General features: G+C 73.2%; 13 protein-coding genes. 9 read left to right on the forward strand and 4 right to left on the reverse strand.

The features are described from left to right. Window positions 1–171 precede the first annotated feature (171 nt). The 5 genes from ACIGDI_RS27430 to ACIGDI_RS27450 all read left to right on the forward strand — a co-directional run bounded on the left by ACIGDI_RS27430 (window position 172) and on the right by ACIGDI_RS27450 (window position 12,675). Complete coding sequence (locus ACIGDI_RS27430; RefSeq protein WP_399901727.1) at window positions 172–1,038, forward strand: DUF4132 domain-containing protein; 867 nt, start codon at window positions 172–174, stop codon at window positions 1,036–1,038. Continuing rightward, on the forward strand, window positions 1,035–5,939 hold the full coding sequence (locus ACIGDI_RS27435) for a DNA-binding protein (protein ID WP_399901730.1): 4,905 nt from the start codon (window positions 1,035–1,037) through the stop codon (window positions 5,937–5,939). Before ACIGDI_RS27430 ends, ACIGDI_RS27435 begins: the two co-directional genes overlap by 4 nt. A gap of 96 nt (window positions 5,940–6,035) precedes the next feature. Next, a complete protein-coding gene (locus ACIGDI_RS27440) occupies window positions 6,036–7,196 on the forward strand; it encodes an AAA family ATPase (RefSeq protein WP_399901733.1) in 1,161 nt (386 codons plus the stop codon). Continuing rightward, window positions 7,193–10,801 (forward strand): DUF5682 family protein, encoded by a 3,609-nt coding sequence (locus tag ACIGDI_RS27445; RefSeq protein ID WP_399901736.1) that lies wholly within the window; start codon window positions 7,193–7,195, stop codon window positions 10,799–10,801. Before ACIGDI_RS27440 ends, ACIGDI_RS27445 begins: the two co-directional genes overlap by 4 nt. Further along, window positions 10,798–12,675: a hypothetical protein gene (locus ACIGDI_RS27450; RefSeq protein WP_399901739.1), complete on the forward strand. Its 1,878-nt coding sequence runs from the start codon at window positions 10,798–10,800 to the stop codon at window positions 12,673–12,675. Before ACIGDI_RS27445 ends, ACIGDI_RS27450 begins: the two co-directional genes overlap by 4 nt. Window positions 12,676–12,854: 179 nt before the next feature. Here the strand turns inward: ACIGDI_RS27450 and ACIGDI_RS27455 are convergent, their stop codons facing one another. Continuing rightward, the gene (locus ACIGDI_RS27455) at window positions 12,855–13,358 is read right to left on the reverse strand and encodes a hypothetical protein (protein ID WP_399901742.1); all 504 of its coding nucleotides are present in this window, start codon (window positions 13,356–13,358) and stop codon (window positions 12,855–12,857) included. 338 nt (window positions 13,359–13,696) lie between these two features. Between ACIGDI_RS27455 and ACIGDI_RS27460 the strand changes: the two genes are divergently transcribed. Beyond that, the gene (locus ACIGDI_RS27460) at window positions 13,697–14,197 is read left to right on the forward strand and encodes a hypothetical protein (RefSeq protein ID WP_399901745.1); all 501 of its coding nucleotides are present in this window, start codon (window positions 13,697–13,699) and stop codon (window positions 14,195–14,197) included. Window positions 14,198–14,332: 135 nt separating this feature from the next. Here ACIGDI_RS27460 and ACIGDI_RS27465 read toward each other — a convergent pair whose 3' ends face one another. Continuing rightward, complete coding sequence (locus tag ACIGDI_RS27465) at window positions 14,333–15,328, reverse strand: Lrp/AsnC family transcriptional regulator (protein ID WP_399901748.1); 996 nt, start codon at window positions 15,326–15,328, stop codon at window positions 14,333–14,335. A 122-nt stretch (window positions 15,329–15,450) separates the two neighbouring features. On the opposite strand from ACIGDI_RS27465, the gene ACIGDI_RS27470 reads away from it, so the two are divergent. Both ACIGDI_RS27470 and ACIGDI_RS27475 read left to right on the forward strand, forming a co-directional pair. Further along, a complete protein-coding gene (locus tag ACIGDI_RS27470) occupies window positions 15,451–15,588 on the forward strand; it encodes a hypothetical protein (protein ID WP_399901751.1) in 138 nt (45 codons plus the stop codon). Between the two features lie 247 nt (window positions 15,589–15,835). Then, window positions 15,836–17,479 (forward strand): DHA2 family efflux MFS transporter permease subunit, encoded by a 1,644-nt coding sequence (locus ACIGDI_RS27475; RefSeq protein ID WP_399901753.1) that lies wholly within the window; start codon window positions 15,836–15,838, stop codon window positions 17,477–17,479. A 180-nt stretch (window positions 17,480–17,659) separates the two neighbouring features. Here ACIGDI_RS27475 and ACIGDI_RS27480 read toward each other — a convergent pair whose 3' ends face one another. Further along, window positions 17,660–20,443 (reverse strand): protein kinase, encoded by a 2,784-nt coding sequence (locus ACIGDI_RS27480; protein WP_399901756.1) that lies wholly within the window; start codon window positions 20,441–20,443, stop codon window positions 17,660–17,662. Between the two features lie 254 nt (window positions 20,444–20,697). Beyond that, window positions 20,698–21,096: an STAS domain-containing protein gene (locus tag ACIGDI_RS27485; RefSeq protein WP_399902245.1), complete on the reverse strand. Its 399-nt coding sequence runs from the start codon at window positions 21,094–21,096 to the stop codon at window positions 20,698–20,700. Between the two features lie 182 nt (window positions 21,097–21,278). Here ACIGDI_RS27485 and ACIGDI_RS27490 point away from each other — a divergent pair, with 182 nt between their 5' ends. After that, window positions 21,279–21,731 (forward strand): ATP-binding protein, encoded by a 453-nt coding sequence (locus ACIGDI_RS27490; RefSeq protein WP_399901759.1) that lies wholly within the window; start codon window positions 21,279–21,281, stop codon window positions 21,729–21,731. Window positions 21,732–21,760 lie beyond the last annotated feature (29 nt).

Below are 21,760 nucleotides of genomic sequence, written 5' to 3' on the forward strand. Positions count from 1 at the left end.
CACCCGCATGCCGGCGCCGTCACCCGGGACTGCAGGAGCCCTGTGACCCGCTCCCGCCACCGATTGTCAGTGATCGCCGCTAACGTTCCTCACATCGTCGCACTGGCGCCGGGATCTACCCGGCTGAACTGTGCTTTCTTCTTGCTGTCTTGATGTGGAAGGCGGGGACTCGTGGGTTGGCTCTCGGCGGGTGACGGGTACGAAGTCGCCCTGGTGGACGGGCGGGTGGCGGCGCGTGCCACCTCGGGCCGGGCCGCGGGGCGGCAGTTGAAGTCGCTGCCGCGCGCGCTGCGCGACCATCCTGAGGTGGACCGGCTGCGGCGGTTCGCCGAATGGCTGGATCGGCACGCCACGGCATGCGTCGCGCAGGTCGACTCCTGGATGGTGTCGTCGCTGCCCGTCCCCACCGGTCTGCTGGCCCGCGTGTGGCCGGACGAGGCCTGGCAGTCGGCGCTGCGCGACCTCGCCGTGGTGGGCGACGACCCCGACGAGGTCGGATTCCTGCGCGGGGCCACGGAGGACGGCGAACTGCGGGTGGTGAACCTGGACGGTGAGACGGTACGGCTGTCCCCGCGCACGGTCACCTTGCCGCACCCGGTGCTGCTACCGGACCTGGAAGACATCCGGGAGTTCGCGGCGGAGCTGGGCATCGTCCAGCGCGTGGAGCAGATCCACCGCGCGACCTGGCAGCGGCCCGAGGACCTCGACCCCAAGGCCACCGAGATACGGGAGTTCACCGGAGGTTCGTTCCGGTCCCGCTTCGCCCTGGCCGCACGGGCGAGTTCGCTCGGCTACCGCGTCTCGGGGGGCTACTCCACGGCCCGGGTCCGCGACGGCCACCGCACCGTCGAGGCCGGCGTGTGGATCGGTGAGCCGTACTGGCAGGACACGGTGGAGACCGGCAGCCTCACCTGGCACGACCAGGACGGCCGCGCCCTGCGCCTGCGCGAGGTGGGACCGGTGGCCTGGTCGGAGGGGATGCGGATGGCCGCGGCGCTCTACGCCGGGCGCACGATCGAGGAAGGCAAGAACGCATGAGCGGGGGGACGCAGGTGTCGTACGAGGAACTGCTGACGGCGGGCGCGGTGCTGCCGCCGGATGCCGAGAAGGCCGGCGAGCGGGCGGTGCCGCTGACGGCACGCGCCTACCGTCACCCGGGCCTGGAGGACCGTGTGGTGGTCCGGCTGGTCGCCGGTGAGCTGGGCGCCGCCGAGGACCTGGCCGCCGGGTTCCTCGGTCTTGAGCCGGCCGCGGAGCCGGCCGTCGTCGGTCTCGGCCTGCGCCAGTCGCTGGGCTTTCCCGAGTGGGTGCTCGTGCACCACCCAGAGGACGGCCACCATGCCCTGGGCGTCGTGCCGGACCTGGAGCGGGCGGCCCGGCAGGCGAAGTCCCGACCGAAGGCCGCGCTGGACGCCTACCTGGAACTCGGACAGCGGCTGGCCGCGTCGGTGCCGCACTTCCTGCCGACCTTCTACGAGCAGGCCGGCCGGGTGTTCCTCGCCGAGGAGAACGCCACCTACGCCGCCCAGTTGTTCACCCGCGCCCGCAAGGCGGAGGCGGAGCACGGACTGACGGTCCAGGAGGAGCGCCTGGACGATGTGTTCCTGGAGTTCGCCCTGGCCGGCGCGCTGCCGGTGAAGGTGCTCTCCGCCTACGGCAGGGAACTGGCCGCCCGGGTGTCCGCCGAGGAGGCGCTGGAGCGCTTCACCCGCCTGTGCCTGCGCCGCACCGCGGGCGGCCTGCCGCCGTCCGCGCAGATGGCCAACGACCTGCGCAAGCTCGCCCGCGGCGCCGGCAAGGACGCCGACCGGGCCGAGCAGGACTACCTGGCCGAGCTGCTCGGCCTGCCGGCCACACTGCGTGCCGCGGCCGGCTGGTGGAAGGGGCACCGCGCCGCGCTGGTGGCGCTGGCCGAGCGGGACCCGCGGGTGCGCGGCACTCTGCTGGACATGCTCCCGGCGGGCGCCGACGAGGACATGCCCGCGATGTGGCTGCAGGTCCTGGAGGCGTCCGGCGCCACGACCGGCCTGTGGGACGACTCGCTGCCCGCGGAACAGCGGCCGAGCAACGGCACCGCGGGCTGGCTGGAGCGCTTCCTGACGTTCAGAGAGCGGGCCCGGTCCTGGCGCAGCTCCACCCGGATGCCGGAGCTGTACCCGCTGGTGGAGCGGGCCACCCCCCGGCTGCGCACCGAACTCGCCGCGTCCGGGCGAGGGTTGAGGGTCACGCATGACATCGACCTGATCGACCTGCTGCTGTCCCTGGACGTGCCGCTGACCGCTCCCGGCAAGGGCGAGGAGCTGCCGCTGACGGCCTGGGCCATCGGCGAAGGACAGCGGGACCTGACCCACCTCAGCGCCGACACGCGGTTCCTCAACGCCTTCCTGCGGGGCGCCGACAGTTTCCACCACGGCGACCAGGCGCTGCGCGCCATCCGTCTGCTGGCCACCTCGCCCGGCGGCCGCCCCTGGCTGGCCGAGTGGGTCAGGACCGTGGTGCGCCGCTTCAGCGCCGTGGGCCTGCCCGGACTGCCGAACGCGCTGCACCGGCTCGCGTGGCTGCCCGCCGAGGCGTTGGCGCTGGCCGAGGACGACGTCCGCGCCGCCGTCGGCACCGACCTCGCACCCGTGCTGGCCCGCACCCTGCGCGCCGGAATCTTCGACGAACTGGGCTGGCCGGCCTGGGAGGAGGCGACGGCCGAGCTCGTCGCCAAGGACCGCGTGCAGGACATCGTGGTCGCCGACGCCTGGCCGCACCTCGTCGTGGCGGGCAAGGCCCAGGCCCGGGTGATCGGCGCCGACGGCACCCTGCTCACCCACGACCTGCGCCTGCCGGCCAACGACGTCTCCGGCGACCCGGGCTTCCACCACGTCGACGGCGAGCTCCTGGTGTACTGGAACTCCCGCCGAGACGGCCTGCGCGGCTACTGGCACTCGCGTGCCGACCGCATCGAGTCCCTCAAGGGTGCGCACGCGACCCGGGGCACCGAGATGGACTGGTACCGCGGCGACTTCCCGATCACCCTGCCTCTGGCGAACGGCGGCCGGACCACAGGTCGCGGAGTCGTGCACCCCGGGGACACCACCCTGCCCGACGAACGGCCTTTGCTCTTCGACGGATCGTCGTACTGGGTCTGGCACGCGGACTCCGAGGACCGTGAGGCGCACGGCTGGTACGAGTACGACCCCGCCACGAACGAGCGCGGGCGGATGAGCAAGCCCGCCTTCCTCGCGGACGCCCTGCGCAAGGCCCCCGCGGGCAGCAGCTATGTGGGCGGCAGGCTGCGCCCCGCTCCCACCACCGACGTCACCCCGGCCTGCGCTCCCGTGAACGGCCTGGCCGGCCTGCGCGTGGTGGAGCTGCCCGACGGTTCACGGCGCGCCGAGGACCTCGCCGGACACAGCGTCACCCTGCCCGCCGCAGCCGGTGTGCCGAACGCGCTGCTCGTCTTCCCGGGCGCGGAGCGGGCGACGGCCGTCGTGCGCAACAACTGGCAGCTCGAACTGGTCGACTCCGACGGTGTGCACACCGCCTGGGCCAAGACCGACCGCACCCCCGGCGACTTCGGCGAGGGCACCCTGCTGCTGCCTCCCGTGCAGTTCTGGGAGTGCCTGACAGCCCGTGACCCTCAAGGGTCGAAGGCGCTGCGGACCATTGACCGGGACACGGCGGCGGCGCTGTTGGCCGCCGCGGCCGGCAAGGACGGGGAGGCGTTGACCGACGCCGTCCGCGCCCTCCTCCCGGTCAGCCACGACGCGCTGGTGAAGGGGATCGCAGGAGTCGCCCGCTACGCTGCGGCCCAGCAGGCCGTACTGGACGCGGCGGCCACCCGGCTGACCCGCGCCCTGGAAGGCGGCCTGGAGGACGAGGGGCCGGGGGGACCGGCGGACACCCTGCTCCAGGCGGCGATGAACGGGCTCGGTTCGTCCCGCAGCTACTGGTGGAACCGCGACGACGAGGCCGACACCGTCTTCCGTGCCCTGCGCGTCCTGGCCCGGGCCACCGGACTCGCCGACACCTCCCTGCCCGACCTCGCGGACGTCCGCCTCCACCTCGACGGTCACCCGCTGCCCTCCGGACAGCCCGACCTGGAGACGCTGCTGGAGAGGGCGACCGCACTGGCCTACCGAGCGGCCTCCGCCACCACCGCGGAGGAGCACCGCGAGGTCCTGCGCACCCTCCTCGCCGAGTTCGACCGCCTCGGTCTGACACCGGACGACTCCACCGCCTGGCGCAAGGTGCACCTGCATCTGGAGGCGGCGCCTTTGCGCACGGCTGCGGGCGGATGGCGCGACGGTGCGTGGACCGGTGTGCTCCCGCTGGCCGACGGCGCCTTCATCGCCGTCACGGGCCGCCGCTCCCTCGACGACGACGGCGCTTGCCTCTCCGGCTACTTCCACGACCCGGCCGGACGGTTCGAGACACCGCTGCCCTACAAGTCGCTCGGGTCGCGGCCGCTGGGCGAGAACCCGGTCCCGGGCCGGACCCGGACCTTCCTCGCCGAGCTGGCCGAACGCGGGCCGGCCCCCTGGTTCCCGGAGGCAGCCGAGGAGTTCGCCCGCCTCACCGGCGTGACCGAGACGATGGCCCGGCTCGTCGTGGCCGGTCTGCCGGGCATCGACGTCTACGAGCGCAGCTTCCTCAGCACCGAGGCACGCAACCTCATCGGAGTGAAGGTGGCCCCGGCGGCCGTCGCCAAGGACGAACTGCACGGCGTCGACGGCGCGGTGCGGGCCGCGGTCGTGGGCGCCCTGCTGCCCGCCGAGCCGGCGCGGCTGTGGACCGAGGGCCCGGACGTGGCGGCGGCCGCCGCGGTGTGGAACGCCAAGGTCGGCAGGCGGGTCGCCGTCCCGGAGGAGCTGCTCGGTGACGCGATCCGCGCCTTCCGCCACACCTCCTGGCCGATCCGGCAGGCGCTGCCCGCCCTGGTGGACCCGGCCTCCTCACCCCGGCTCAGCCGGGACCTCACCTGGGCGGTCAACGGCGACCGGGTGCGGCCCGTCGGCGACGACACGGACGGGTTCACCGCGGAGACGCTGGTCGGTGCGGTCGGTCTGACCGCGTGGCTCGCCCACCGGCTGCCCGCCGGCGACCCGGTCCGCGCCGCGCTGCCCCCGGCCCTCACCGCCGTACGCGAACGGCTCGCCCACCCCGGACTGATGCTCGACCTGGGCCGCTACATCAGCCTGCCCGACTTCCGTAAGACCGCCGGCACCCCCACCGAGACCGGGCCGGGCTTCGAGCGGTACGGCGCCGTCGTCCTGGCCACCCACGACGACCAGCCCGCCCCGGCCATCCGCGTCGACCTCCTCGACGAGGCCGGCCAGGACCCCTACCTGCCCGCGGTGCGCGTCGACAACCAGCGGCCCTACGCCGCCGAGGTGGCGCTGCGCCTGGTGCGCGACCAGGGGTTCGCGGCCCTGCTCGCCGACCCCGGTGAGCCGATCGCGGGGGAGCGGGGCAAGCACGCCACCTGGTGGCCGCAGGATCCCAGCCGCTCGGTTCCCGAGCTGGTCACCGAGGTGGCCAAGGAGTACGGGCTGGGTGAGGACGCCGCCACGCTCTATCTGATGCTGCTGGCCATGCCCGACCCCACCGACCGCATGACGGCCCGGTGGACGGGCTGGAAGCCGGCACGGCTGAAGGCGGCGCGCGCCGAACTGGCCGCCACCGACCTCGTGGTAGAGGCCAGCCGGACCCGGGCCGGCCGGTCGCTGTTCCTGCCCGGTGGCTGGGTGGAGCAGTCGGCCCCGCGGGTGCCGCTGGAGCGCTGGAAGCTGCCGCTGTTCGGTGAAGTGAGCGACGAATACGTCCCGTTCGGCGTGATCGTGCCGTTCGAGCCGGCCGCGGACCTGTACCGCAGGGCGTGGCAGCGCGTGCAGGACGGCGACGCTCCCCGCTTCGAGGAGCTGAAGGTCCGCCGAGGCCGTCGCCGCTGACGTACCGCCTGCTCGGGGGTGCCGCCCTCCGGCGGCGCACCCACCTGCGCCCCTCCCGCACATCGATACCGACCGAACTACCGAGCAAGGACATCCATGCCCCTGACCGACACGGTGACGGCCCTTCCGGCCCGGCAGACCCTGCCCGCCGAAGAGCGCTTCGCCACCGAACTCGCCTTCCTCGCCGCCCACGACGACGGCCCCCGCCCGCCCGGCTGGCTGCTGACACCCCGCGACGTGATCACCTTCGTGTGCGGCAGCGGAGGCGAAGCCCTCAAGCTGCCCGAGGCCCCCGAGGGGCTGCCCGACGAACTCGTCATCGCCCCCAAGTTCGTCGGTGAACGCGCCCTGGTGGAGCGGTGCGTGGTCACCCTCGCCGGAGAGCGCGGGCTGCTGCTCGTCGGCGAGCCGGGCACAGCCAAGTCGATGCTGTCGGAACTGCTGTCGGCGGCCGTCTGCGGCACCAGCGCGCTCACCGTGCAGGGCACCGCCGGCACCACCGAGGACGCCCTGCGCTACGGCTGGAACTACGCCCTGCTCCTCGCCCAGGGCCCCACCCCGCAGGCCCTGGTGGACTCGCCGGTGCTCGCCGCGATGCGCGCCGGCAAGGTGGCCCGGGTCGAGGAGATCACCCGCTGCCTGCCCGAGGTGCAGGACGCCCTGGTGTCGATCCTGTCGGACCGGCGGATGAGCGTGCCGGAGCTGTCCGGCACCGACGACGCCCAGGTCGCCGCCGCTCCCGGCTTCACCGTCATCGCCACCGCCAACCTCCGCGACCGAGGCGTGTCGGAGATGTCCGCCGCCCTCAAGCGCCGCTTCAACTTCGAGACCGTGCACCCGATCGCGGACGTCGAGGCCGAGACCGAACTCGTCAAGCGCCAGGCCACGGCCGCCGTAGCCCGCGCGGGCGCGGCCTTCGGCGTCGACGACGCGGTTCTCGACGTCCTGGTGACCGTCTTCCGCGACCTGCGGGCCGGACGCTCCGCCGAGGGCTGGGACGTGGAGCGCCCGGGCACGGTGATGTCCACCGCGGAGGCCGTGCAGGTCGCCGTCTCCCTGGGAGTGGCCGCCGCCTATCTCCCCGGCGGCGACTCGCTCGACCTGGTGCCCGGCCATCTGCTGGGTGTGGTCCGCAAGGACGACCCAGCCGACCACGCACGCCTGCTCGGCTACTGGGACGGCCCGGTGCGCCGCCGTGCCGAGGACGGCTCGGCGACCTGGCGGCGCCTGTGGGACCTGCGGGAGAACCTTCGGTGACGCTCGCTCTGGAACCGAGGGCGGCGCTGACCGCCCTCGCCGACTGTGCCGCCCCGTACCTGCTGGGCGTACGGCACCACAGCCCCGCGCTCGCCGCCGCGGTGCCCGCCCTGCTGGACGCCGCCGGCGCCGAGGTCGTCTGTGTGGAGCTGCCCACCGACTTCCAGTCGTGGCTGGTCCATCTCGGCGCGCCGGGGACCGTCGCCCCGGTCGCGTTGGCCGGGGCCGGCGAGGGCGGCCGGCTCGGCTTCTACCCCTTCGCCGACTTCTCGCCCGAGCTGGCGGCGATCCGTTGGGCACGCGAGCGCGGGGCGGAGGTCGTCTGCTGCGACCTGCCGATGTCCGATCCGCGGTGGGGCGCCGACGGCCCCGCCGCGGCCCAGGAGGGCCGAGCCCGGTCCGCCGAGGCGCCCACCGCGTTCGCGGCGGCGCTGACCGCTTCCGCAACCGGCCGCGACGGCGACGACATGTGGGACCGCAGCGTGGAGGTCCTCGCCCCGAGCTGCGCCCCGGAAGCGATCCGGCGGGCCGCGCTGGGCGTCGGCTGGGCGCTGCGGCGTGACGCCGAGTCGTCCGGTGGCGTGCCCGCGGTCGATCTGGCCCGTGAGGCCCACATGCGTGCGACGATCGCTCGTGCCTCGGCCGATGGCCGCCGGGTCGCGGCCGTCGTCGGGGCCTTCCACGCCCCGGCGCTGACCGCCTGGGAGACGGCCGAGCCCGCTGGGCCGGTCAACGCCGAGGATCACCCGGCCGTGGTCACCTCCCTGGTGCCGTACGCCTTCGACCTGCTGGACTCCCGTTCCGGCTATCCGGCGGGCATCCGCGACCCGCGCTGGCAGCAGGCGGTGTTCACCGCGGGCGGCGACCCCGAGCGGCTGCACGACGCGGCCGCCCGCGCGATCACCGGTGTGTGCCGCGAGCTGCGGGCGGCCGGACACGTCGCCGGCACGGGCGAGGCCCGCGAGACCCTGCGGGTGGCGTGCGACCTGGCCCGGCTGCGCGGACTGGCGGCACCCGGCCGCGGAGAGGTGCTGGAAGCACTCACCACGGTCATGGGGCAGGGCGAGCCGCTCGGCCGCGGCCGCGCGCTGGCCCGGGCGCTGGAGACCGTCCTGGTCGGCACCGACCGCGGCCGTGTCGCCCCCGGCACCCCCCGCTCCGGTCTCGGCCCGTCCGTCGAGGCCGAACTCGCCGCACTGCGGCTGCCCGGACCCGACGACCCCGCACCGCGCGAGCTGCGGCTCGATCCGCTGCGCTCCGCCCTCGACGGCCGCCGCGAGATCCTCCTCCAGCGCCTGGCGGTGTGCGGCACCGGCTACGGCGAGCCGATCCAGGTGACGGGTACCGGCGACGCGTCCGCCCTGACCACCCGGTGGCGGCTGTCCTGGACTCCGGCCGTGCCGGTCCGCCTTGACCTGGCCGGCATCCGCGGCGTCACCGCGGCCCTGGCCGCCGAGGGCACTCTGCGGGAGACCTTCCGCAGGGAGGCGGCGGAGGGCGGGCCCACCAGCGCCCTGGTCCTCGCGGGACTGCGCGACGCCGCCCGGTGCGACCTGCCCGCGCTGGTGTCCGAGCGGCTCGCCGACGCAGCCGAGATCCTCCCCGCCTGCGCCACCCTGCCCGAACTCCTGACCGCCCTGGACCTGTTGGAGGCCCTGCGGCGCGGCCACCTGCCCGGCACCACGCCTGAGAGCCGGCAGGACGCCGCCGAACTCGCCACGCAGCTGCTGGAGTCGGCCGTACGGTCCCTGCCGGGCCTGGCGGGCAGTGACGACCCGCAGGACGCCGACGCCCTCGTGGCGCTGGCCTCCCGGGCCGGCGAACACCGCCTGGGCCTGCGCATGGACGACGCCCTGGACGACCTCGCACGCCACGCCTCCCCGCTCATGCAGGGCGCCGCGCTCGCCGCCCGGGTCATGCTCGACCTGGACGACGCCGCCGGCCTCGGCCGCCGTACCGCGGGCTGGATCGACAACGCCACCGGGCCGGACACCCGGCACGCGATGAACCGCAGGCTCACGGGGCTGCTCACCGGCGCCGCACCCCTGCTCCAGTCGGCGCCGACCGCGCTGGCCCCGCTGCTCGACCGGATCGACACGCTCACCGACCAGGGATTCCTCGACCGCCTGCCCGCCCTGCGCGGCGGCTTCGACACCCTCAGCCCGGCCGGCCGCGACCGGCTGCTGTCCACGGTGACCGACCGCCTCGGCGACCGTCTCGACCTGTCGCTCAGCGCCTCACCGCGGCTGCTGGCCCTGTGGACGGCGGCCGACGCGGCGGGCCGGGCGGCGGTGACGGCCCTGCGCCCACCGCTGGGAACGGGGCTGAAGGGCGCCGCGGATGGCCTGGCGGACCCGCCGCTGTCCTCTCCGTCTGCCGAACCCGCGCCCGCCGAGGCAGCGGCAACGCCGTCCCCTCCGTCCGACGAAGGCGCGCCCGCCGATGCGCCGGCCGGCCCCACCGAACCTCCGGCCGGTCCCGCCCCGCACCTCACGCCGGCCGACCGCTGGCGTCTGCTGCTCGGCCGGGAGAGCGAGAAACTGCCGCCGAACGCCCGCCGGATCGCCCACGCGCTCGACGAGCTGTACGGCACCGGCCGCGGCGAGGGCTCCTCGGACCTCGGCCGGGAGAGCGGCCAGGGCGGCGGCCAGGAAGCCTCCTTCCCGACCGCCCGCGAGTGGGCGGAGGAACTCGATGCGCTGTTCGGCGCCGATGTCCGCGAGGAGGTCCTGGCCCGGGCCGCCGACCTGGGCCGCAGCGACGTCCTGGCCGAACTCGACCCCAAGGCCGTACGCCCTTCCGTCGACCTGCTGACCTCCGTGCTCACCCTGGCCGGCGGGATGCCCGAGCAGCAACTCGCCAGGCTGCGCCCGCTGGTGCGCCGCCTGGTCGACGAACTCGCCAAGGAACTGGCGACCCGGCTGCGCCCGGCACTGACCGGACTGGCCACCCCGCGTCCCACCCGGCGCCCGGGAGGACGGATCGACCTGCCGCGCACCCTGCGGGCCAACCTCGCCCACACGCGCCGGACCGACGACGGCCGCACCCTGGTCGTCCCGGAGCGGCCGGTGTTCAGCACCCGCTCCCGCAGGGAGGCGGACTGGCGGCTGATCCTGGTGGTCGACGTGTCCGGGTCGATGGAGGCATCCGTCGTGTGGTCGGCGCTGACCGCGGCCGTCCTGGGCGGAGTGCCCACGCTCAGCACCCACTTCCTCGCCTTCTCCACCGAAGTGATCGACCTGACCGACCGCGTCGACGATCCGCTGTCGCTGCTGCTGGAGGTACGGGTCGGCGGCGGCACCCACATCGCCGCCGGCCTGGCCCAGGCCCGGTCGCTGGTCACCGTCCCCAGCCGGACCCTCGTCGTGGTCGTCAGCGACTTCGAGGAGGGGTATCCGCTCGGCGGACTCCTCGGCGAGGTACGAGCCCTCGCGAACTCCGGGGTGCATCTGATGGGTTGCGCCGCCCTGGACGACACCGGCACCCCGCGCTACTCGGTCCCGGTGGCCCAGCAACTCGTCGCGGCCGGCATGCCCGTCGCCGCCCTCAGCCCCCTCGCCCTGGCCCGCTGGGTGGGCGACCGCCTCCGCGGAGAGAACCGATGAACGCCGAACTGCCTCCCGTGGCACCCGAGGTGGTCGCCGCCGCCGTGGAGCAGCTGACGTCCCGGCTGCGCAAGAAGCTGGACGCCACGATCGAGACGTATACGACACTGCCCGTCACCACGGACGGCACGGTCCGGCGTCTGCGGTGCGGTGAGGACGCCGAGGTCACCCTCACCCCCGGTCCGTCGGGGGCGATCACGGATGCCGCCCAGGCGGAGTGCAGCTGTCTGCTGGCGCCCCGGTGCCTGCACCGCGCGGCGGTTCTGGGGGCCGCGCCGGTGGCCGACTCCGACGCGGTGGCCGACCCCGCGAACCAGCAGTCAGAGGGCGGAGCCGAAGCGGCGGTCGGGCCGGAGGACAGGGCGGGGGAGTCCGGCACGGCGGACGCCGACGCGACCACCGCATCGCCGGCGGGCCCGACCGCGGCGCAGGTCGCCGCCGCGGCCGGGCTGTGGGCCGCGGCGGCAGCGGTGCTGGCCGCCGGAGTGCCCGGCGCGGGCGCCGTACCGCAGGCGGAGTTGCTGCGGGCCGCGCACACCGCCCGGCTCGCCGGCCTGCACCGCGCCGAGGCGGCCGCACTGCGGGTGGTCCGCGCGCTGCGCGCCGCCCGCGCCCGTCACGACGGCCATCGGCTGGCCGACCTGGTCGCCGGGCTGCGGGAGCTGCTGCTCACCAGCGGCCTGCTCGCCGCGTCCGACCCCGACCCGGCCCTGGTCGGCACCGCACGCCGGAGCTACCGCCCAGGTGGAAGCCTCAAGGTGCACGGGGTGTGCCGGGAGCCGGTGATCTCGGCCACCGGCTACGGCGGGGTCGTCACCCACGTCCTGGCCGACGACGGGCGCTGGTTCTCCGTGTCCGACGTCAAGCCCGGCGGACCGGCAAGGGCACGCGGCGCCGCCACGGCCACCGTCGCGCTCGGCTCCGGCAGCCTCGACCACGCGCAGCTCTCCCGGGGCGGCCTGCTGATCTCCGGCGCGACGCTCTCCCCGGACGGCCGCCTCGGCGCCGGCAAGGGCGTGCGGGCCACCCCCGTCACGGGGCTGTCCTGGACGTCGGGCCCGCTCGCCCGTCTGTTCACCCGCCCGCTCGCACAGGCCGCCGCGGCACAGCTCGCCCAGGGCGAGGACCCGGAGCGGCCCGGGCCGGAGGCGGGCGGACTGATCGGCTGTGACGTGGTTGTCGTAGGAGCGGCTGAGGACCACCTGCTCGCCCGGGAGCTGACACCCCACGGAGCCGACTCCGAGGGCCTGTTGATCCGGCTGGTGCCGGCCAACGGCCATCCGGAGCTGGCTCATGCGGCCAACTTCCGCAAGCTGGCCTCGCGCCCGGGGCTACGGCTGCGCGTCGTGGGGCGCCTCGACCCCGACCGCGCCGCGACCCTAAGGCCGCTGGCGGTCGGCCCGGTGCCGGACGGTACGGCGACGCTGCTGCTGCCGCCCGAGTGGGCGGGACACGCCGATCTCGGGTACGACCGGCTCGAAGGCGCGCACTTCCCGCCCCCCGGAGAGTTGCCGCCGGTCGAAGGCCCGACCGTGTTGCCGCCGGATCCGGTGGCCGAGGCGCCCTTGTGGCGGCTGCGGCGGCTGGTCGAAGTCGCGGTGTCCGGTGGCCGCCGGGCCGCCGCCGAGCCCGCACGCGACGGTGACCGGGCCTCGGGCGCGGCGGCGCTGCGGCGCAGCGGCTTCCGTACGGCCGCCGATCTGGCGGACGCGCTTGCCGCGGAGGCGAACCGGCGAGGCCGCGACGTGTTCGGCCGCACCCTGCAGGCCGATCCGGACGGATACGCGCGGGTGTGGCTCAGCGCGGCCGTGTACCTGTCCGGCACGGAGCGGGCGTTGGTCGAGGCGACGTGGCAGGTCCCCGCGGCGGCGTGACCCTTGGTTCGTTTTCCGTGCCACACCCAGTCGACCGACCTGCGTCAGCAGTCCGGACAGGCAGCCGGTCTGTCCGGCTCCACGACACCGTGTGCGGTGAACGCGGCTCAGCCCGGACGAACCGTCCGGGCTGAGCGGTTTCACCACCGCGAGTGCGAGGCCCGCTTCGCAGGAGGGGATCAGCAGTTGCGGATGGACCAGACCGGGTCCCAGTTGTAGGGGACCGGTTCGCCACCGGGCTGGAAGGATGTCAGGACGTTGCCGCTCTGGTCGTAGAAATACGACGTGACATTGCCGGTCTGGTCGTCCACGTAGTCGCCCTCGCCGTTCCAGTCGGAGAGGTAGTAACGGTTGCAGTTGTAGAAGAAGAAGGTCTTCCAGTCGTTCGTCGTCGGATCCCAGACGTTGGTGCACAGAGTGCCCGCGTCACAGACGTACGTGGACCCCGGAGGTCCGTGCTCGGTCCGCACTGCCGGAGACGTCGTCGGCGAAGCCGCGGCCGCGGCCTTGGCGGACACTGCCGGCCCTGCTCCCTTGGGCGCCGGAGGGAGTGTGACGACCCGAGCGGCGGGCCCGTCGGCGGAGGGAACGGCGGCCAGCGCCGGCCCGCCGGTGGCGAACAGCGTCGCCGACAGACAGGACAGGGCACCGACGGAGGTGAGGAGAGAGCGTCTGTAGCGCACGTCGAACAACCCCCTGGAGAAGACAAGCGGTACTTCGTGCCGGACGACTTCAACGTAGGGTTCGGCTCGAGTGAAGTGCCAACGTTTCGACGACCGTCGAAGCGTCTCGCCCTCCGCAAGCAGGGCACCCCGCTTGCCGTCTCGTTGACCGGCGGCACTGACAGGATGTCGGGCACGTGCTGTGCAGGCTAGGCCAGTTCAACGGCAACGAGTCCAAGAACAGTGCCCCGGCGAGCAGTCCCGCGCTCTGACGCGGTCATCCACCTGCCGACCCCGTTCGGGGAACCGGCCGCGCGGGTATGCCTTGCTCCGGTCAGCTTTCGACCGTGGGGCCGTCAGTGCGACACAGAGTGGCGGAACTGGGACTCGGAGATATCCGCGGCGATCACGCCGTCATCAACTCCGCGACAGGCAGCATGGCGCAGGTGCTGCGGGGCTTCCTGCTGATTCTCTGGAGCGCCCTGCTTGTCGCTACCGTCGTCAACCCCTCCGCGGTCGACGACAATGCCGCTGTCGCGACCGCCGTGGTGGCCGCGGTGTACGCCCTGAAGTTCGGATGGCGTCGGCTGACCGCTTGGCTCGGTGTGAACAGGTGTTACCTGTGCGCGGACGGCGTGGCCGTCACCGGCCGGTTCGGCCGGGTACGTGACTCGGTGGCGTGGAGCGAGGTGACCGGGGTGCAGCAGACGACAGCGGTGGGTCACGTCGTGGCCTTCCATCGCATCGAAATCTCGAGGAGCCGTTCCGCCGTGCCCCTCTGGTTCGTGGCACCGGGGGCGAAATCCGCCCTGGTGCCGGCTCTGCTCGGCGAGGGCAGGCGCAGCGGCGCCCTCCAGTGAACGCGTCCCGCAGGGATGCCCGCGGACAGGGCGACGGCGTGGGTGTCGTCGCGGCGATACGGCGCCTCCCCGCGCCGCCGGGCCCGAGTCGGCTGGTCCGGGCCGAGGCGTCGGGTCCCACCGTGTCGCGCGCTTCTACGCGGGTGTCGTAGGGACCAGGCGGCCGTGGAAGATGAGTGAGGCGGCCTGTTTCAGGCGGCGGACGCGAATGCTGACTTCGTAGGCGTCGATGCCGTCGATGGCGGCGACGCTGGTGGTGAGGTACCGGTAGAAGTCCTCGGCGTCGCGGCAGATGACGCTGACCATCAGGTTGTGGTGGCCGCTGATGGCACCGGCGAAGGCGACTTCCGGATGTCGCGCGAGGGCCGTCCCGGCTTGTTCGAGGCGGGCGGGGGAGACGCGCAGCCAGAGAGTGGCGTTGAGGGCGTGGCCGAGGCGCTCGGGCAGCAGTTCCACGTCGTAGAAGAGCGTTCCCGAAGTCTCCAGGGCCTCCAGGCGGCGGGCGACGCGGGCGTTGGACCAGCCGGTGAGCTCGGCGAGACGAGTGTGGGTGGTGCGGCCGTCCTCGGCGAGGGCGTCGAGCAGAGGGGCGTCCTCCTCCATGGGGGGCCGCAGCGGTCCGGCGGGGGCGGCCGGCCGGTCGGCGGTGACCTGTCGTACCTGCTCGGAGGTGAGGCCGTCGCCGTAGGCGGTCCATTCGCTGGTGCCGGTCTCGCCGAAGGAGTGCAGGAGGAGGTCGATGCTGACGTCAAGGACCGAGGCGGAGCGGGGCAGTTGGCGCAGAAGGACGTCGTCGCGCTCGGCCTCGACGGGGGAGCGGATCATGCAGATGATCTCCGATCCGCCGGAGGCAAGGTTGGCGTAGGCGATGTCCGGCCGCTTGGCCAGGGAGTCCGCCAGTGGCCCGACCCGGTCGGGGCGGGAGCGGATGCGAGCCACCCACTGAGCCTTGCCGTGGACGGCCGGGTTGACCAGGCCGACCACGCGCAGCACTCCACTGCGGCGCAGGGCGTGGTAGCGGCGGGCGGCCGTCTGCTCCGACACGCCGGTCACTTCGGCGATGTGCCGGAACGGTAGGCGCGGTGCGCACTGCAGGGCGTGGAGGATTTTCCTGTCCACATCGTCGATCACGAGAGAAGTCTGACACGTTGCCGCGTCAGCGTAGAGGTTTCTGTTCGTTTCGGGCTATCGGGTTCATGGTTGTGGACTGCCGGCCGCATGCTGGTCGCGTCCAGAAGAAAGGGTGTGACTCCATGGGTACGAGGCTGGCGCCGACGGCGGCCTGCATCGGCACCGTCGTCCTGCTGACGCACCTCACCGCGGCGGGCGTGACGCCGTCCCACCGGACGAAGCGCCCTCTCACACCCCCGGCCGACGCCCCGGCCATCTGAGTCACGCAGTCGCACCACCGCACACGACCGGTACGACTCCCATCTGCCCGCGTAGCAGGCGGAGTTCGCGCTCGCCGCGCAGGCCGTGGGGCGCCATCACCCACCTACGTCCTGGGGCGTGACCGTCTCTCCCCCCGGCCGGGGCTGCCGGCTCGCACATGGCAGCCCCTGAGCAGCACCACCCACCCCCTCCTCACCCAACCGAGTAAGGCGCGCGCGCCCTCACAAGAGAAGCCGGAGAAGTTCCGTGAACGTCACCACAGCGGCGAGCGGGTCGACGGACAGGCGGGCGGCCACCGTCGCCATGGCCTGCCTCGGCGTGTTCGTCGCCTACCTGCCGATCACCACGGTCGCCGTCAGCCTGCCCGCCATCCAGCGGGCACTGAACACCTCGACCGCCCAACTGTCCTGGGTCCAGGACGCGTTCGTCCTGCCCATGGCCGCCTTCATCCTGACCGCCGGTGTCTTCGGCGACGTCCACGGCCGCAAGAAGGTCTTCCAGGCCGGCCTGTTCTTCAGCGCGGTCGGCGCGTTGGTCGCCCTGTGCGCGCACAACATCCAGACCCTGTGGGCCGGACAGGCCCTGGCCGGTCTCGGCTCGGCCGCACTGCTGCCCACCACGCTGGCGCTCATCAGCCACGCGGTGCCCGACTTCCGTGAGCGCGGCAAGTTCATCGGAATGTGGGCCATGGCCCTGCTCGCTGCCCTGGCCGTGGGCCCGGTCATCGCCGGCGTCGTCCTCGACCACTACTCATGGCGATGGATCTACCTGTTGTCCATCCCCCTGTCGCTGCTCGCGCTGGCCGTCGCCGCCCCGCTGCTGACGGACTCGCGCGCCCCGCACGGGCGCAAGCTCGACTGGCCCGGCCAGATCACCGCGGCCGTCGCCGTCACCGCCCTGGTCTACGGCGTGATCGAGGGCGGCGCCGACTCCTTCACCGACGGCAAGGTGGTCGCCGCCCTCGCTCTGGGCATCGTCGCGCTTGCCGCGTTCGTCGTCGCGGAGAGGCGCAGCGCGAGCCCCATGCTGGACCTGGCGGTCTTCCGCAGCGCGGCCTTCACCGCCACCGCCCTCATCGCCCTGATCACCTTCCTCGGTCTGATCGGCTTCTTCTTCGTGCTCAGCCTGTACTTCGGCATGGTGCAGCAGCTCGGCACCCTGGAGGCCGGCGCCCGCCTGCTGCTGGTCCCCGTCGCCGCGATCGTGGCCGGGGGCCCGGCCGGACGCCTCATGCACCGCGTGCCGGCCCGCTGGATGATCACCGTAGGGCTGCTGTTGATCGCCGGGTCCCTGCTGGCCATGACGAACCTCGACGCCGGCACCTCCTACGGCTCCATCGCCTGGCGGCTGATCGTGCTGGGCGTCGGCCTCGGACTCGTCACCACCCCGATGACGGCCACCGCCGTCGCCGCCGTACCGCACCATCTGGCGGGCATGGCGTCGGCCGCCAACAACGCCTTCCGGCAGGTCGGCGGCGCGCTCGGCCCGGCCGTCCTCGGTGCCCTGCTGTCCACCCGCGCCGTGCACGCCCTGCCCGGCCACCTCGCGGATGCCGGCGTGACGGGCGGTGAGGCCCAGACCATCGTCGCCACCGCGAAGGAAGGTGGCCTGGGCGCGGTCGCCGGGATGAACCTCGGCTCCAAGGCCGGCCAGGTCTACGCGGCCCTGGGCGACTCCCTCATCGACGGCATGCGGCTGTGCCTCATCGTGGCGGCAGGGCTGGTACTGCTCGCCACCGTGTGCGGAGTCACCCTCCTGCGCCGCCCCCAGCAGGCCTCAGCGGCCCCGGCGAAGGGCACGGGAGAGGCACAGAAGGCCCCCATGGGCGCCCCCGCCGAGAACGTCGGTGCGGCGGGATCCGCTGAGCCCCTGGGACACCGGCGCGGCTGAGCGGGCGGTGCGAGGGGCGGGACATCGCCCGGGCCGGTCACACCGACCGCCAGGCGATGCCCCGCCCCGCGCCGAGACGAGGTTCGCCCACGTCCCAAAGGCGCTACGCGTCGGCCGCTGCGCGTCCCAGCCACATCTACAGCCGGTGACCGTAAGGCATGGCGGGACGACCCCGTCTGCTCATGTCCTTCCGGTCGACTTCACCATCGCCAGCAGCGTGCGGGCGTCCCGCACGGTGGGGTGCCCTTCCCCGAGGTGCTTGGCCGCCTCCCCGACCACCCGTTCGGCGTGCGCCACTCCGCCGGGCTGGTCGAAGCCGAGCATGGCGTGCGAGACGCGCAGCCGTAGCGTCAGGGGGTGGGCCGCACCGAGCAGGGCGCGTGCCTCTTCCAGGAACTCGCCGCACTCGTGGCGTGTCTGGGCCATTTCCCGGTCCTCGGCCTCCCGCTCCCACGCTTGGATCCGCGCTTCGAGGTCGGCGGCGGCGTTACGGGCGGGGGCCGAGTCGCCGTCCGGCACCGCAGGCCGGTCACCGTCGCTTTCCTGGCCGTGGGCAAGGGGCGCCGTGGGGTCGCCGGCCGGCAGTGGACGCGTCGGGGCCGCGCCGCCCTCTGCCGCATCGCTCGTGTGGGCGAGGGTCTCGTAGAAGCGGGTGGCGGGCATCGTGGCGTACGTGGCGACGAGGTCCTGGGCCTCCGGCGAGAGGGAGAGGGGGCCGAGATCGCCGTCGGCCACCCCGGGTTGCAGGGCTTCGGCCACCTCGTGAGGCGTCGGCCGCCGGGTCGGATCGAGGTGCAGACACGAGCGCACCACGTCGTGCAGTGAGGAGGGCAACCCGCTCAGGTCGGGTGTGCCGGCCCGGATGTTGGCGACCACGGTCGCCGTGTCCTCGCCCCAGGGACTGTGCCCCAGGGCGAGCCTGGCCAGCACGGTGCCAAGGGAGAACACGTCGCTGGCCGCGGTGAACACCGGCTGCTCGCGCAGCTGCTCGGGAGACGCGTACGCATAGGTGCCGGCGAACCCGCGGCGCGGCTCGGTGAGCAGCTCGATCTGCGCGATGCCGAAGTCGATGACGCGCGGTCCGTCCGCGGTGAGCAGGACGTTGCCCGGTTTCAGATCGAGGTGGACTATTCCCTCCGCATGGATGGCGGTCAGCGCCAGCGCTATGCCGGCTCCCAGGCCTCGTACGGTCGGCTCGTCGAGTCTGCCGCACTGCTCGAGGAGTTCCTGCAGCGAGGGAGCGGCCACGTAGGGGACCGCCATCCACGGCGTGTCAGCACCGGGGTCGGCGGCGATCACCGGCACGGTGAACCGCCCGCTGACCCGCTGGGCCGCCTCGACCTCGTGGGCGAAGCCCTGCCTGATCGAGGGGACGTGCGCGTACTGGGCGTGCAGGGTCTTCACCGCGACCATCACACCCTCGCGGTCCTGGCAGAGATAGACGTCGCCGAAGCCGCCCCGCCCCACCCGCTCCAGCACCTCGTACCGGCCGAACGCGGACGGTCCATCCGCCTCCTTGGTGGGCCGTACCCGACCCACCTCCCGCCACTGTCCGAACGCCTCGGCCCCCGGATGGAACGCCACACCACCGGCCGCGGGCCGTGCGGCTGCCTGCTGCGGCGAGGTCGTCTCCTCCGGTACGACGACCACGGGGGCGTACACCGGTTCGGCACCGGTGAAGGCGTAGGCCTCGACCTGGACGTTCGACGAGTCCATGGGGGACACGTACACACCCAGCAGCCCCAGGCGCCTGCACAGCTCGGCATCCGCGGCGGTGGGCCGACGGTCCGGACGGGCGAAGTACAGAGCCGTCGCCTCCAGCCGTTGCTCTGCCAGGTGACGTATCACCGCCGACCACTGCTCCGCGGGGACCTGGGTCGGCGTGAGGTCATCCGTCTCGTCGAGGACGACGGCGACACAGGTGGCGTGCGTGGCTTCCGGTCGGCGCGCCAGGACGCCGCACGCGGTCTGGGGGGCGGCCTGCACCTTCTGCCCCAGCAGCGTTCCGGTCCGCTGCCCGATGCGGAAGGTGACGCGCGCGGCGTTCCGGGCCAGTTCTTCGCGCTGGCCGCGAAGGATGTCGTACTCGCGGGTTCCCGGCCCGCGTCCCTGCAAGGCCATGCAGGCGAGGACCGCGTCGAAGTGTTCGGCGGCTTCCGCGTGATCGCCCGCGTTCACCGCGGCTTTGGCCTGCCCGACGAGCGCGGAGAGAGTCTGTGAACTGGCATGTCCGTAGAGGCGTTCGCACTGGGTCGCTATCTGCCCGTACAGGCGTGCGGCCCGGCGGAAGTCACCGGAGGCCTCCACTTCCGCCGCCGCCGAGATGAGGTTCTGCAGGCCGTCGTGGCCCCCCTCGTTGCCGAACGGCAGATCTCCGGCGAGTTCCGCATACCGTTGGCGGGCGATCCCGGTCAGTTTGTGCTCCGGCCCCAGTTCCCGCTGTGCGCTGCGCAGCATCTCGGCGAACGTACGCAGCGCGGCCGCTGTGTCACCGGCCTGCCGCTGCCAGTACCCGACCTCGCACATCAGGGACAACGCCGTCTCGGGGCGGCCTTGTTGTACGGCCACCCGCCGCATGATCTCGTAGCGGTTCACGGCCTCCTGGAAGTGGCCGGCCCTGCCGTACCAGTGCGCCAACTGGTGCCGGGCGAGTTCGGAGTCCGCATGGTGCGGTCCCTGGAGCCGCTCACGGTCCGCGAGCAACCGGGCGAACAGCTCCACCGCGTTCTCGGGACGCCCCGACTCCCCTGTCCAGTGGGCCAGTTGATGACGTGTCGCCAGCGTCTCGGGGGCCTCCGGCCCGAATTGCCGTACTGCTTGGGCGACCGCGGCCTCATAGCGGCTCGCGGCCTCGGCGGCGTTCCCCCGCCGTCCCGCCTGTTCAGCCGCCGCGGCGTCGGCCGGCGGTGATGGGCGATCCTCGGAGTCCGAGGTCTCCTTCGTCTTGCGCCTGCCCCACTTCACCACAGACCCACCCCCAGGTCGGAGCGCCAATACGCGCCGCACGGTCGTCCGTGCCGCTCCAAGCTACCCAAACGCAGGCGGGACTTGATCGCTCGCCGACCAAGTTTTCGAGGAGTGTCCGCGCATTGCCCGCTGCCCGGGCGCCCGTGGTGCCGTGAATGCTCAGGCCACCGCCTTGGTGCCGGCTCCGGACCACCCTGCCGACGTGACGCTCGTCTCGTCAGGATGTACCGGCCTGCCGCGGGTGGGGGAGGTCAGGGGTTCAGGGCCTGCTCAACGGTGCGGTGACAGGAGATGATCTCGTCGATGCCGACCATGTGCAGCAGACGCACAACGGAGTCCTGAGCGCCGGCGATGCGCAGCCATCCCTGGGCGTCGCTCGCGCGCTGGTAGGCGGCGACGAAGACATTGATGCCGCTGGAGTCCATGAAGGTCACCCCGCTCAGGTCCGCCACGATTCGCGGCGGCGTGATGCCGTTCTCGAAGAGCAGGGCCTGGCTGAGGAGGTCCTTGACGTCGTGGTCGATCTCGCCGTGCACGGCCACGACGCGGACGTCGCCGACCAGTGCGTGCTGGATGGAGAGCCGGCCCGGCCGGTTTTCTTTGTGGATATCGCTCGCGTCTCCTCGGATGTGTCTGAGCTTGCCCTTCAGAGTACGCCGGGACGATTGCGCCCACCGCAGCGCCGGTGCGGGCCCGGGGCGACTGTGCTGGAGAATGCCTGGGTGACATGCATGTCGATGGCGTGGGTACCTGCGCACGTCACGGGGGAGCGAGGGCGAGATACGTGGGATCCCATAATGACAATGAGCGCTCTACCGGAGATCAGTACCTGATGCGAGCCGGCTATGCCCTGGACGGAGGCGACGGCTGCATCGCCGACGCCCGCCACCACGCTGTCGCCTTCCTCGACCGGGCTCGCGCCGATCACCGCCTGCCCGTGTCCGCTCGCACGCGAGACCTCACACAACTGGTGGTCAGTGAGCTGGTCACCAACGCCCTGAAATACGCCCCCGGCCCGGTCTTGATGGAACTGCGCATCACCGCCCACGCCGTGGATGTCGTGGTGTGGGACAGCGACCCCACCGTGCCCGCTGCCCGACCCGCCGATCCCGACAGGATCGGCCAGCACGGCCTGGAGATCGTCAAAGCCGTCGCCCAGCAACTGTTCACCGAGCAGGAGCCGGTCGGCAAACGCATAACGGCCCGCATCGCCCTGTCCGACCCGCTCAGCGGCGACACTGCCGGGATGCCGCGTGGCGACGCGCTGAAGGAGTGGGGCCGCTAGTGTCCTGCGCCAGTAGTTGATCGTTAGTA

Source organism: Streptomyces sp. NPDC085900, assembly GCF_044540925.1.
In the GTDB taxonomy this organism is placed as follows: Bacteria; Actinomycetota; Actinomycetes; order Streptomycetales; family Streptomycetaceae; genus Streptomyces; species Streptomyces gilvifuscus.

Coding starts and splice junctions, on each gene's coding strand:
- ACIGDI_RS27435 (WP_399901730.1), top strand. CDS start 1,035: ATGAGCGGGGGGACGCAGGTGTCGTACGAGGAACTGCTGACGGCGGGC.
- ACIGDI_RS27440 (WP_399901733.1), top strand. CDS start 6,036: ATGCCCCTGACCGACACGGTGACGGCCCTTCCGGCCCGGCAGACCCTG.
- ACIGDI_RS27450 (WP_399901739.1), top strand. CDS start 10,798: ATGAACGCCGAACTGCCTCCCGTGGCACCCGAGGTGGTCGCCGCCGCC.
- ACIGDI_RS27470 (WP_399901751.1), top strand. CDS start 15,451: ATGGGTACGAGGCTGGCGCCGACGGCGGCCTGCATCGGCACCGTCGTC.
- ACIGDI_RS27490 (WP_399901759.1), top strand. CDS start 21,279: ATGCGAGCCGGCTATGCCCTGGACGGAGGCGACGGCTGCATCGCCGAC.